Annotated in this window: 13 protein-coding genes; 5 read left to right on the top strand and 8 right to left on the bottom strand. The window is 37.2% G+C overall.

Translation table 11 applies throughout. The features are described 5' to 3' along the window. Window positions 1-131: 131 nt before the first annotated feature. The 8 genes from JO178_RS02100 to JO178_RS02065 all read right to left on the bottom strand — a co-directional run bounded on the left by JO178_RS02100 (window position 132) and on the right by JO178_RS02065 (window position 6640). Window positions 132-752: a dienelactone hydrolase family protein gene (locus JO178_RS02100; RefSeq protein WP_291930938.1), complete on the bottom strand. Its 621-nt coding sequence runs from the start codon at window positions 750-752 to the stop codon at window positions 132-134. Window positions 753-755: 3 nt separating this feature from the next. Beyond that, window positions 756-1709 (bottom strand): VOC family protein, encoded by a 954-nt coding sequence (locus JO178_RS02095; RefSeq protein ID WP_291930936.1) that lies wholly within the window; start codon window positions 1707-1709, stop codon window positions 756-758. Between the two features lie 148 nt (window positions 1710-1857). Next, window positions 1858-2154, bottom strand: coding sequence for a GNAT family N-acetyltransferase (locus JO178_RS02090; protein WP_291930934.1), 297 nt, complete (start codon window positions 2152-2154; stop codon window positions 1858-1860). Window positions 2155-2251: 97 nt separating this feature from the next. After that, window positions 2252-3184 (bottom strand): ring-cleaving dioxygenase, encoded by a 933-nt coding sequence (locus JO178_RS02085; RefSeq protein WP_291930932.1) that lies wholly within the window; start codon window positions 3182-3184, stop codon window positions 2252-2254. A gap of 125 nt (window positions 3185-3309) precedes the next feature. Next, a complete protein-coding gene (locus JO178_RS02080) occupies window positions 3310-4245 on the bottom strand; it encodes a helix-turn-helix transcriptional regulator (protein ID WP_291930930.1) in 936 nt (311 codons plus the stop codon). 106 nt (window positions 4246-4351) lie between these two features. Beyond that, a complete protein-coding gene (locus JO178_RS02075; protein ID WP_291930929.1) occupies window positions 4352-5233 on the bottom strand; it encodes a helix-turn-helix domain-containing protein in 882 nt (293 codons plus the stop codon). A 205-nt stretch (window positions 5234-5438) separates the two neighbouring features. Further along, complete coding sequence (locus JO178_RS02070; protein WP_291930927.1) at window positions 5439-5873, bottom strand: MarR family transcriptional regulator; 435 nt, start codon at window positions 5871-5873, stop codon at window positions 5439-5441. Window positions 5874-5887: 14 nt separating this feature from the next. Beyond that, complete coding sequence (locus JO178_RS02065) at window positions 5888-6640, bottom strand: SDR family NAD(P)-dependent oxidoreductase (protein WP_291930925.1); 753 nt, start codon at window positions 6638-6640, stop codon at window positions 5888-5890. Window positions 6641-7278: 638 nt separating this feature from the next. On the opposite strand from JO178_RS02065, the gene JO178_RS02060 reads away from it, so the two are divergent. The 5 genes from JO178_RS02060 to JO178_RS02040 all read left to right on the top strand — a co-directional run bounded on the left by JO178_RS02060 (window position 7279) and on the right by JO178_RS02040 (window position 13284). Further along, entirely contained in the window at window positions 7279-8277 is a 999-nt protein-coding gene (locus JO178_RS02060; RefSeq protein ID WP_291930923.1) for an EamA family transporter, read from the top strand. Window positions 8278-8294: 17 nt separating this feature from the next. Next, a complete protein-coding gene (locus JO178_RS02055; RefSeq protein ID WP_291930921.1) occupies window positions 8295-9323 on the top strand; it encodes an ATP-binding cassette domain-containing protein in 1029 nt (342 codons plus the stop codon). Beyond that, window positions 9316-9972 carry a methionine ABC transporter permease MetI gene (gene metI / locus JO178_RS02050; protein ID WP_291930918.1) on the top strand — a complete coding sequence of 219 codons (657 nt, stop codon included), beginning with the start codon at window positions 9316-9318 and terminating at the stop codon, window positions 9970-9972. Before JO178_RS02055 ends, metI begins: the two co-directional genes overlap by 8 nt. Window positions 9973-10049: 77 nt before the next feature. After that, on the top strand, window positions 10050-10856 hold the full coding sequence (gene metQ / locus JO178_RS02045; RefSeq protein ID WP_291930916.1) for a methionine ABC transporter substrate-binding lipoprotein MetQ: 807 nt from the start codon (window positions 10050-10052) through the stop codon (window positions 10854-10856). Window positions 10857-11019: 163 nt separating this feature from the next. Then, window positions 11020-13284: a glycoside hydrolase family 3 C-terminal domain-containing protein gene (locus tag JO178_RS02040; RefSeq protein ID WP_291930915.1), complete on the top strand. Its 2265-nt coding sequence runs from the start codon at window positions 11020-11022 to the stop codon at window positions 13282-13284. Window positions 13285-13440 lie beyond the last annotated feature (156 nt).

Genomic DNA, 13440 nt, shown 5'->3' with positions numbered 1-13440 from the left:
AAAACAGGGAAACAGAGGTCTGGATTTCTACGGAATGACAAAATACAGGCTTTATCAATCCGTATACCTTGTCATTCCGCGGGAATCTTCACTTTAGCAGTAACCTGAATACTGCATTTTCCTGTTAATTTTTATTTAAATATAACAGAATTGGCCAGTTCAATTTCCTCCTGATTAATGGAGTGTCCGAAATTGGCATATACTTTCTCTGTCACTTCAGCATTCATCTCTCTTAAAATATTAGCCGTTGCATATACTCTTTCAACAGGAACATGGAAATCAGGGTTACTTGTTCCTAAAAAGACCGGAGTTCCGGCAAAATCACCTTTATAATTTTCGCGGTTTATTTTTTCACCAATCACACCGCCGATAATCGCGGCGGCTCCGCCAAACCGTTGTGCATTCCGGGCCAGAAATTCAACGGTAAGGCAAGCGCCCTGGGAAAATCCGAAGAAGTATATATTTTCAGGAGCGATTCCTGCATCTGTCGCTGTTTTTACGGTTTCGCCCACTTTTTCCAACGCTGAAGAGAGCCATGGTTCATTCTGGTTCACCGGAGCCATGAACGAATACGGATACCAGGTGTAATTGGAGGCTTGCGGAGCCAGCAATGCATAATCCGTTACATGTAAATGTTGGGCGAGGCTCAGAATATCATGAGCACTTCCTCCGCGGCCGTGAATCATGATCAACGCTTTTTCTGCCTGATCAAGCGGACGGCCTGCTGTTTTTATATCTGTACTATGACTCATTTTCTATCTGTATTTTTCTGTTGGATAATTGATTTTCGGAAGAACCTCAATGAGACGTTCTCTCTGTTCTTCAAACTGTTGGGGCAACTGCAGATCTTCGCCTAAAAAGGCCTGTTCCTCATCCACATCGAATCCGGGACCTGAAGTGGCAATTTCAAACAATACCCCTCCGGGTTCTTTGAAATATACCGAGGTAAAATATTTCCGGTCTTTTACTTCAGTATGCTCCAGGCCGAATGCATTGAGCCTTTCCATCATTTCAAGCTGTGACTGGGCATCCGGAGTGGCAAAAGCCACATGATGAACAGTTCCTCTTCCCGCCAGTCCTTTCAAAGCATTAGGCATAGAAAGCAGGTCTACATATTTTCCGGGTGCATTTTCCGTACCTAATCTCAATCTGCCGGGACTTTCAACAATTATCTGATGATCCATTTTAGTCGTCAGTAAAGCAGCTGTTCTTTCATAAGCATCCTGCCAGATTTCTACGTGATGGATTCCTTTTAAGGCATAATCTTTAGGGATATATCCGTTAGCATATCCTTTACGGTCATCTTTCTCATTAAAAACAAGTTCTAACCCCAGTCCGTCAAAATCTTCAAGATAGATAAAAACTTCTTCCGAGAATCTCTGCTGTGGCTGTTTGTAATGTATATTGAACTGGTCCAGACGATTCATCCAATAATCCAGAGCGCCTATTGAGACTGAAAAAGCGGTTGTATTCAGCATTCCTTTTCCATGTCTTCCGTTAATCAGATCTTTACCATAAGGAAAAGTTGTCATAATGGTTCCCGGGGTTCCGTATTCGTCTCCGAAATAAAAGTGATAGACATCTGAATAATCAAAATTAACCGTTTTTTTTACCAGGCGAAGCCCTAAAACACCCGTATAAAAATCTATATTTTCCTGAGCATTTCCGGTAATAGCTGTCACGTGATGTAATCCTGTGATAAGTTTCATAGCGTTGAAAATTGAAATTTAAAAAATTAAAAATTGCCTGGTGGTCTGTAAAAATGAAAGCACCAAAAAAGTGTGAGAGATCATAAAGGGCCATTGAATTGTTCTGAGATCCCGAAGGTTTATCCTGCTTACCTCATCTCCCATATGCTTACAGACCTTCTTTCATCCACACATCATTGTATTCTTCAGGATGACGTTTAAACTGGCTATGAACATATGGACACAGTGGTACTATTTTAAGATTATTTTCTCTTGCATAAGAAACCAGTCTTTCCAGTAAAATTTTAGCAAAGCCTCTTCCTTCGTATTCAGGATTCACTTCAGTGTGGTATACGGTTAATTTATTTCCGATAACTGAAATATCCATTTTTCCGGCTTTATGATCATCTGAAAACAGCTGAACTTCTCCTTTTCTTCCTTCTAAAACGATCTCTGTTCTTTCCATTTTTAAGTTTTTTTAATTATTGAACATTTTTTTTGAAGATTTCAGTGTTTAAAATCTTTCTTCAAAATTACATCCTTTATCAGTATTCGGTAATGATCTATGATAAGTTCGGCAATACACCTTCAATTTTTTCACGCATTCTTTCGTATTGTACAGGAAGTTTCAGGTGGGTTCCTAATTCTTCCAGAGGTTCATCAACAGTAAATCCCGGATTATCGGTTGCAATTTCAAATAACACCCCTCCCGGTTCACGGAAATATAAGGAGTAGAAATAATCTCTGTTGATTTTCGGGGTAATGCTTAGTCCGGCAGAGAGTACTTTTTCGCGGTATTCCATTAAAACATTATCATCTTTTACTCTGAAAGCGATATGGTGATTGGTACCGGCAGCATTTCTGCCTGTCGGGATTTTATCATTTTCAATAATATCTACAAGATGAGCTGTATCAATAGCATCCGTTGCCAGTCTGTATCTTTCTCCCTCCTGTTTTTGAACACCATATCCCAGAATATCTGTTAAAACGCTGATTGTCGGGTCTGCTTTTTTCAGTGTTAAAGTGATATGATGAAATCCTTTTAAAGCAGATTCATCTTTAATATCGTCTGTTGTCCATACTTTTCGATTGTCATCATCTGATGGTTCTATAAATTGCAGCTGAAGACCGTCGGGATCTTTAAAGGAAATCATCTTTTCGCCAAAAATTTCACCTTCTTCTATAGTTACATTCAAATTTTTCAACCGGTTTTTCCAAAATTCAAGACTTCCTTTCGGGACTGAATATCCGATATGGGTTGCCATACCGCTTCCGTTAGTTCCCGGCCCGATTCCTTCCCATGGAAAGAAAGTCAGAATTGTCCCCGGTGTTCCGTTTTCATTTCCAAAATAAAAATGATAAGTTCCGGGATCATCAAAGTTTACGGTTTTCTTTACCAGTCTTACTCCTAAAATTTTGGTATAAAAATCCAGATTTCTTTTGGCATTGTCTGCAATAGCTGTAATATGATGCAGACCTAATATTCTGTTGTCCATCTTTTTAATTTTAGAGCTAAGGTACAGCCAATGAAATTTCTGTACATTTAACTAGTTTAATAAATACAAAAAATCCAGCACATGGCTGAATTTTTTACTAGCAACAGAATTTTTAAATTATCAACTCAACATATTTTCTTATCCGGTAATATTTTTGTTTTTCTTTCTGTGATACCGGTATATTGCTCTCTGACTTTTTTAGGAGTAAGACCTGTATACTTTTTTATAAATCCTGAAAAGTGTCCATAATTCTGAAATCCGAAGTCAAAAGCAATATCTTTCAGCTGGTCTTCTGTTTTTTCAAGTCTTTCTCTGATTTTTTCTACGGTATGTGTTTGTATAATTTCAGTTGCCGTATGATTAAAGTATTTCTTGCAGAGGATATTTAAATAATTGGCATTCACTCTCAATTGATCTGCATAGTATTTTTTCGTTCTTTGAAACCTATAATCCTGGGTAAGCAGAATCATAAAATCAAAAAGAACGGGATGGTTTTCATAAATATCAAGATACTCAGCATTTTTTTGTATTTCTCTGGAGATATTCCTGGCAATGATTTTCATTTTGGAATAAATAATTTCATTCATAACCGGTGAAGGAAATTTGAGTTCATCCCCGATATCTTTAAATTCGTGGACCAGGCTCTGGAATTCTTTCGGATCCAGGTTTATTACAGGCTTTTTCTTATATACCCAAACAGGAAATTCCATAAATCCTTCCAAACGCTCAAATATTTCCCCGTTCACAAATATCTGGTAAATATTGGTTGTTCCGCTGTAGTCCCAGTAATGTACCTGTCCCGGAAAGATCATATGCAGCTGCTTTTCTTTTATCGGATATTCTCTCCCGTCAATCACATGTTTACCTTCTGCTTTCTCAAACAGAATCAGTGAAAAAAAGTCGTGCTTTATCGGATCCGGAAGAGCGCATAGTCCTTTCAGATGATGATATACAACATCATGATAAATCTTCAGTCTGTTCTGGATCTCATCTATGTGTTGTACACGGATTTCACCATTACTTCTGTCCGGAATAGTATTGATCTTCGGTCTGTTTTTCATCCTGTAATAGATTATTTTACGGCAAAAAAGCCCCTCTCTCATTGATACAATAAGAGTGATTTCTCAGAATTTTTAGTTTTAATGGAATTTTTAGTTGGTAATAGGATTATAAATCTTCCGGAACAGTATCTTTCACAGAAATTCCTTTATATGTATTCTGGAATTCTTTGGGAGTCATACCGGTGTATTTCTTAAAGAACGCATAAAAGCTGTTTATCGTACTAAAATTCATCTGAATAGCCAGTTCTTTTACCGATATATTGGAAACGATAAGATATTGTTTTATTTCTGCCAGAAGCTCACCACTGATAATTCCTGTGGCGGTCCTTCCCAGATGCTTAGTACATAAAACATTCAGATAATTGTTTGTAACAGCCAGTTTATCAGCATAAAATTTAACGGATCTTTCTTCTCTGAAGTATTCAAATACAAGGGTGATAAACCGTGAAAGAAGGCAGGCAGAATTCATCCTTTTCTCATAATGCATTTTATAAATTTCCCGACTCAGCATCAGCATGATAACTTTGAGCCTGAACTCTGCGGTTAGTAGTCCTTCTTTACCTTCATGCAGTTCTTTATACATATTTGAAAATTCATATTTAAATTTTTCAAGACTTTCCTCAGATAAGCTGATCCCACCGATCTGAATATAATGTGAAAAGGGATATTTTAAATAATTTCCAAATGTATTAAATACCACATCCGGAATGCATATCTGCTCGATTTCCGTTTGAGATTCTTTTTTCAGTTCCCAGCTGTTTTCCTGTCCTGAAAATATAAAATGAAGTTCACCATCATGTACTTCTCTTTCGTATCCGTCTGTAGTGCGTATTCCGGAGGCTTTTTCAATTAAAAACAGAGAAAAGGCATTTTCTTTCCCACAGCACTTATCAAATTTCTCACTGATAATTTTCCGGTAAGAAATACTTCCGGAAAGATTCTGATGATTTTGAGGCGTTCCGTCGGAAGCCATTTCATTTGTTTTCATTTAAAAAAATGATTTTAAAGTTTTCATTAATAAAACAACCCGTTTCAAATAAAAAAATTAATAATTACTCAACATTTATTTAATTTATCTATATGAAACAAAATTATTTTTTTCAGCATAAACAAAACACCATCAATCATCAGAAATATTATTCAATTCATTTCAGTTTTAAACACTGCATTTTTAGAATTATTGAGATCTGTTTTTATATTTTCCCGATTTTTGATAAAAGCCTGATCAGCATTTCTGTTTCTTCATCCGTTAGATTAGCATATACCTTATCTACTCCTGAAAGTTCCTTTGAAACGTTGGTGTATAAAACCTCTCCTTTATCCGTTAGCTTCACATCGATCAGGCGTTTATCATTCGGATTTACATTTTTCTCTACAAGATCTTTAGCAATTAACCGGTCCACCAGTCTGGAAACACCTGCATTTTTCTCCAGCATTTTTTTTAAAATGTCTGAAGTAGATAAAGGGGTTCCCGTCTCATGCAGAATAGACAACACATTATACTGCTGTGAAGTAAGCCCGTAGTCCGCAAAAAATTCCTGAGACTGCTCATATACGCTATTATACGTTTCTACCATCATAATACCGAGTTTCCGGCGGATGGGTAATTCTTGAAGATCTTTTTCCATTCTATTTTATATAATTATTGTAGCAGATATCCTCCATCTACAGGCAGATAAGCTCCTGTACAGAAACTGGCATCATCTGAAGCCAAAAATAAGACTGCTTTTGCAATTTCCTCAGGTTTCCCTAATCTTTTCATGGCATGTTTAGATTCCATATAGGATCTGTATTCCTCGCTTTGTGCTGCATTATCCATCAGTAAAGGAGTTTCTATATATCCGGGACCAATTGCATTGACGCGTATATTATGGGTTCCGTTTTCCAGAGCAGCTACTTTTGTAAGTCCTACCAAGCCATGTTTTGAAGAAGCATAACCTCCTATTCCAAACTCCGCAACCTGGCTCATAATAGATCCCATATTAATCACCGCACCTCCTGTTTTCTGGTTTCTCATCTGGGCAATCTGATATTTCATGCCATAAAAAACACCACTCAGATTGATATTGATAACCCGCTGCCATTCTTCTATCGACTTTTCATGAACCGGAGAAGCGTCTACTATACCTGCATTATTTACAGCCACATCGAGACTTCCAAAATGATCTACGGTTTCCTGAACCGCTTTTTCCACTTCTTCAGGTTTAGAAACATCACAGGTAATAAATCTTACCTCTGTTCCTTCCTGAAGAACTTCTTCCAGCGTTTCCTTATTCTCTTTAAGATCAGCAATAACAATTTTTGCTCCTTCTCTTGCCATCAATACGGCCACAGCCTTACCAATTCCTGAGTTCCCTCCGGTAATAAAAGCAACTTTGTTTTCAAAACGTTTCATAATAACTGTTTTTAAAATTAATAAATTTTTACATTTCAAAATTAATGACTAATCATTAATGTCTAGTCATAAATTAAGTTAAATTTAAACAGCACGGATTCAAAGATATGATTTACAGATATTTAAATTGATTAATTTTTAATTTAGAATGACAAGACTTTTTTGCTATATCTTACGTAAAACAAAAACTTTATATTATTCTCAAAAAAATAACATTATTTTCATTTTTTCACAACCTAAATTTTTGATAAAAAAAAGAAAAAACGGAAGGCAAAAATAAATCCACCTAAAAGAAACAGTTTTAAAAAGGAAAAATAAAACTAACAAACTATTGATTTTCAATAAAGTAAATCATTAACAATAAATTAATATTTAAAAACCCTACTTTTTTAGTGGACTAATAAGAATTATATTATATATTTGCAGACGTATTCAAGAAATAAAATAAAATGAAGGCCGAATTAAAAAATAATTCAATGAAGAAACATAGCATCAAAAACATGATGATGTGTATCTGTATGCCTGTACTTCAAGAATACTGTAGATGACCTTAACTTTTATATGACATATTTTTTAAAGGCTCTACAAGGTGTAGAGCCTTTTTTATTTGACCAAGAACAACTTAAAAAAACATAAAAATGGACAATTCTAAAAACAAATGGCTGGTTCCATTGGCATTTACCAACATCTATATAATATGGGGAATTACGTTTTTAGCGATTTCATTTGGCTTAAAAGGTTTTCCGCCGTTTATACTTTCCGGACTAAGATTTCTGGTAGCAGGAATGATGATGATGGGGTATCTTTTGTCCAAAGGAGAAAAAGCCAATTCTCTGATTAACTGGAAAAAGAATGCTATTACCGGGATTTTAATTCTTACCGGAGGAACAGGACTTGTAGCCTGGGGAGAACAATATGTAACCGCATCAGAAGCTGCTATTTCAATTGCAACGGGGCCATTCTGGTTTATTGCTATTGACAGAAAAAACTGGAAATATTATTTTTCAGATAAATTTATCCCGATAGGTCTGGTCATTGGTTTTGTGGGATTAGTCCTGTTTTTAAAAGGAAGTGTGAACTCAAATGCTGCACATACCGCCGCAAACGGACAACTTCGCATTACAGCTTTTGTGGTATTAGGTCTGAGTTCTGTTGCATGGGTATTAGGGTCCTTGTATTCGAAGAAAAATCCGGCTTCTCAATCTACTTTTATGAATATCGCACAGCAGCTTATAGTAGCAGGATTGGCATCATTTCTTATCGCTTCTGTGAGAAAAGAATGGGTAGGTTTTTCAGTTTCTGCCATTCCTTTATCGGCATGGCTGGGAGTTTTGTTTTTGATATTCTTTGGATCTATAGTCGCTTATTTGTCGTACATTTGGCTTTTGTCTGTAAAACCTGCCGCTTTAGTAAGTACCCATACCTACATTAACCCGATTGTTACGGTTATTGCAGGCTGGATTGTTGCCAATCAGAGTATCAACGGAGGTCAGCTATACGGTTTGTTTATCATATTGCTGGGAGTACTTCTGACCAATGTCACCAAGTATTTCAGACTTTCCAAGCGGTCAAAAGTAAAACTCAGAAGACTGAGAAGATTTTTAAACAGAACAGGCAAAGGATATCAGCCTATTTAATAGTATAAAAGAACAGAATGATAGAAATAAGAAATATATCGAAAACATTCCACCAGAAAAAACAGTCTTTTAAGGCGCTTGACAAGATAAGTCTTAGGATAGAAAAAGGCGACATCGTAGGAATCATTGGTTTTTCCGGGGCAGGAAAAAGCACCCTGATCCGTACGGTAAATCTGTTGGAAAGGCCGGATGAAGGACAGGTCGTTATTAATGGAAAGGATTTTACTCAATTAAATAGCAAGCAACTTGCCGAAGAACGCAAAAAGATAGGAATGATTTTCCAGCATTTTAATCTTCTTTCTTCAAGAACTGTTTTTGATAATATAGCGCTTCCTCTGGAGCTGGATCAGGTCAGCAAAGAACAGATCAACAGAAAGGTAAATGAGCTTTTGAAAATTGTAGGTCTTGAAGATAAAGCACAGGATTATCCCAGAAGTCTTTCCGGAGGTCAGAAACAAAGAGTGGCCATTGCAAGGGCATTAGCCAATGATCCTCATCTTCTGCTTTGTGATGAAGCGACGAGTGCCCTCGACCCTGCTACAACACAATCTATCCTGCAGCTTTTGCGAGATATCAACCAGAGACTGGGCATTACCATTCTTCTGATCACTCACGAAATGGAAGTGATCAAAGCGGTATGCAATCATGTTGCTGTGATCGATAAAGGAAAGTTATTAACAAAAGGAACACTCAGTGAGATTATTTCGGATAAAGAAAACCCTGTTATCCGGCAATTTATAAATTCAGATATCATGACCCTGCCACAGGAATTCAATAGCAGACTTCGGAAAGAACCACAGGAAGGTTTATTTCCTTTGGTCGAAATAGAACTTAATGAAAACATCAGTGTTGAACAACTTCTTTCAACCCTAAATAATCAATATAAAATCCCGTACAAGCTTTTAAAGGCTGATGTAGAATATTTTGGAAATGCTAATTTTGGAAAGCTATTGTTGCATCTTCAGGGAAAAACGGAAGACAACGAACAGGCCCTTTATTATTTCAATCAAAATAAAATTCAAAATACAGTAAAAGGATATGCTTAGTGATACGGTAATTGCCCTTTTGGCAAAAGGAACGTGGGAAACAGTCTATATGACATTTGTGTCAGGATTTTTTGGATTTGTTTTGGGACTTCCTGTAGGAATTATGTTGTTTTTAACAAGAAAAGGACAACTGCTGGAAAATACTTTTTATTATAGATTACTTTCTATACTGGTTAATATTTTCCGTGCAATCCCTTTCATTATTTTAATTGTCTGGATGATACCTTTTACCCGAGTTTTAGCGGGAACGTCCATAGGAGTAAATGCGGCACTGGTACCGCTAAGTGTCGGAGCAGCTCCGTTTATTGCAAGACTGGTGGAAAACAGTCTTATTGAAGTTCCGCATGGTTTAATTGAAACAGCCAGAGCTTTAGGAGCTTCGCCTTTTCAGATCATCAGAAAAGTATTGCTTCCGGAAGCTCTTCCTTCATTGATCAATAATGCAACGATTACTCTGATCACTTTGGTAGGATATTCTGCAATGGGTGGAGCTGTAGGTGCAGGTGGACTGGGACAGGTAGGCTACCAATACGGATATATTGGCTACGACATTGTTATCATGAATACCGTTTTGATATTACTGGTTCTTTTAGTATTCATCATACAGTTTGCCGGAGACAGATTATCTAAGCATTTTGATCACAGATAGTGAGGATAAGAAGATAAAAGTATAAGAAAAAACGGCCGACAGCTTAATTTTTATGGCTAAATTTATAAATAGACTCAATGAAAAAAATAAAAATCATAGGACTGTTTGTTTCCGGAATACTCCTGTTCACGTCATGTTCAGGAAGAAAAGATGATCCCAACTTTATCAGAGTAGGAATTACTTATGGTCCTGAGCAGGAAATTGCCGAAGTGGCTAAGAAGGTTGCTAAAGAAAAATATAATCTTGAAGTGGAACTTATTCCTTTCAATGATTATGTGGTACCTAATGAAGCTTTAACAAACGGAGATATTGATGCCAATGCTTTCCAGCATGTTCCCTACTTAACGGAACAATCCAAACAAAGAGGTTATCATCTGGCCGTTGTTGGAAATACTTTTGTATATCCTATTATTGCCTATTCAAAAAAAATAAAAAATATCAGCCAGCTGCAGGAAGGAAACACCATTGTAATTCCTAATGACCCTACCAACGGAGGCCGCTCTCTGTTACTGTTGCAAAAAAGCGGCTTATTGAAGTTAAAGGCAAATGTGGGGCTTCTTCCAAAGGTAACTGATATTACAGAAAATCCAAAGCAACTAAAAATTATGGAAATTGAAGGCGCCCAGATTCCCAGAGTTTTGGATGACAGAGATGTTGTTGTAGGCATCATCAATAATAATTTTGCAGCGCAGGCAGGGCTAGATTCAGAGAAAGAAGGTATTTTTAAAGAAGATAAAGATTCTCCTTATGTGAATGTAGTAGTAGCGAGACAGGACAACAAAAACAGTCAGAAAGTAAAAAACTTCGTTAAAGCTTACGAATCTGACGCTGTAGAAAAGAAAGCCAAAGAGATTTTCAAAGGAGGTGCTGTGAAAGGATGGTAGTACGGATGAGTTCTTATTACTTTTAATTTCTGGTATTGAAATGACATACAAACTGCTCTCCAAATCCGGAGGCAGTTTTTTTACAGACCTAATTTTATTTTCTCAATTTGAGATAATAAAAAAATTTTAGCTATTTTTGCTTACAATCAAATAAAAAGGCATTATGTTAAAGAAAACCGCCATTGTAAGTTTATTCACCTTTATTTCTGTTTCTTATATGGCCCAAACAAATAATACGCTACCCGTTTATTTAGATGAAACAAAACCTGTAGAACAACGTATTCAGGATGCGCTTTCCAGAATGACTCTGGAAGAAAAAGTGGCTATGCTGCATGCTCAGTCAAAATTCAGTTCACCCGGTGTTCCAAGATTAGGGATTCCGGAATTCTGGACAACCGACGGCCCTCACGGAGTAAGACCCGAAGTGATGTGGGACGAGTGGGATCAGGCCGGATGGACCAATGATTCTATTATCGCCTACCCTGCCCTGACTGCTTTATCCGCAACCTGGAATAAAAAAATGTCGTGGAATTACGGTAAAGCTTTAGGTGAAGAAGCCCGCTACAGAAAAAAAGATATTCTTCTCGGGCCCGGAGTCAATATTTACAGAACTCCACTGAACGGAAGAAATTTTGAATATATGGGAGAAGATCCTTATCTGACTTCAAAAATGGTGGTTCCTTATATTAAAGGTGTACAATCCAATGGTGTAGCCACTTCCGTAAAGCATTTTGCACTGAATAATCAGGAAATGTTCCGCCATACAAGCAATGTAAATGTAGATGACAGAACGCTTTACGAAATTTATCTTCCGCCATTCAAAGCAGCTGTAACGGAAGGAGATTCATGGACTATTATGGGAGCTTACGATATGTACAAAGGTCAGTATGCAAGTCAGAATCAATATCTTTTGAACGATATTCTGAAAAAAGAATGGAAATACAAAGGAGTGGTGGTATCCGACTGGGGAGCGGTCAGTAATACGGAACAAGCCATCCATAATGGGTTGGATCTTGAATTCGGAACCTGGACCAACGGGCTTTCTGCAGGAACCAAAAATGCCTATGATAATTATTTCCTGGCCAAGCCTTATCTTGATTTAATCAAATCCGGAAAAGCAGGCACTACAGAACTTGATGATAAGGTAACCCGATTACTTCGTCTGGCCTATAAAACCACGATGAACCGAAATAAGCCTTTTGGAAATATTGCTTCTGAAGAACATAAAGCCATCGCTAAAGAAATTGGAGAAGAAGGAATTGTTTTACTGAAAAATCAGGGCAATGTACTTCCTATTGACCTTAGTAAAGCAAAAAAAATAGCGGTTATTGGTGAAAATGCCATTAAAATAATGACTGTTGGTGGTGGTTCATCTTCATTAAAAGTAAAATATGAAACCCTTCCCTTAGACGGCATCAAATCCAGATTCGGAAAACAGGCCGATGTACAGTACGCCAGAGGTTATGTGGGTGATATCGGCGGAGAATATAATGGCGTAAAATCCGGACAGGACCTTAAAGATACCCGTTCGGAAGCAGAATTACTGAATGAAGCGGTAGAACTGGCTAAGAAATCGGACTATGTGATTTTTGTCGGAGGGCTCAATAAAGCAGACTTCCAGGATAGTGAAGGCAATGACAGAAAAAGCTATGGCTTACCTTATCAACAGGATCAGGTCATTTCTGCATTAGCCAGAGCCAATAAAAATCTGGCTGTCGTACTCGTATCCGGAAATGCGGTAGCTATGCCATGGATCAAAGAAGTTCCAACAGTTGTACAGGCCTGGTATCTAGGTTCGGAAGCTGGTAATTCTATTGCTTCTGTCTTAGCCGGAGACTCTAATCCTTCGGGGAAACTTCCTTTTACATTCCCTGTAAAACTTGAAGATAATTCTGCTCATCAGCTTGGAGAATATCCGGGACAAAAAGATGAACTGGCAGCCGGAAAAGGAAAAGATCAGAAAAACCCGATCAATATTACCTATAACGAAGGAATTTTTGTAGGCTACCGTTGGCATGATACTAAAAATATTAAACCTCTTTTCAGTTTTGGTCATGGATTGAGCTATACTACTTTTGAATTTGGAAAAGCAAAATCTGATAAAACAACGCTCTCCCAGAATGATACCATTACTTTTACGGTAACCGTTAAAAATACAGGAAAAAAAGCAGGAGCAGAAGTAGCCCAGCTTTATATCAGTGATTTAAAATCATCTGTTCCCCGCCCTCTTAAAGAGCTGAAAGGCTTTGAAAAAGTATATTTAAATCCGGGAGAACAAAAAGAGATCACTTTCACTATAGATAAAACTGCATTAAGTTATTTTGATGCTGCTCAACATGAGTGGGTGGCTGAACCGGGAGATTTTGAAGCATTAATCGGAAATTCCTCAGATGCTATTAAAACGAAGGTTAAATTTACCCTGAAATAGTTTAGACTTGAAGTTGGGAGAATGAAGAGGAAAAGTATGACGGGGATTTCAACTTCTATCAATTAGTTTGTAGAAATATGTGAAGCAGGTTTCCTTTGAAACCTGCTTTTTTATTGTATATCTGGTTTTCTTTTTAAATCAGGAAACTTACTTATC

The organism is Chryseobacterium sp. (genome assembly GCF_019236175.1).
Taxonomy (GTDB): Bacteria; Bacteroidota; Bacteroidia; order Flavobacteriales; family Weeksellaceae; genus Chryseobacterium.
This window is presented reverse-complemented; position numbering and strand designations above follow the sequence as displayed.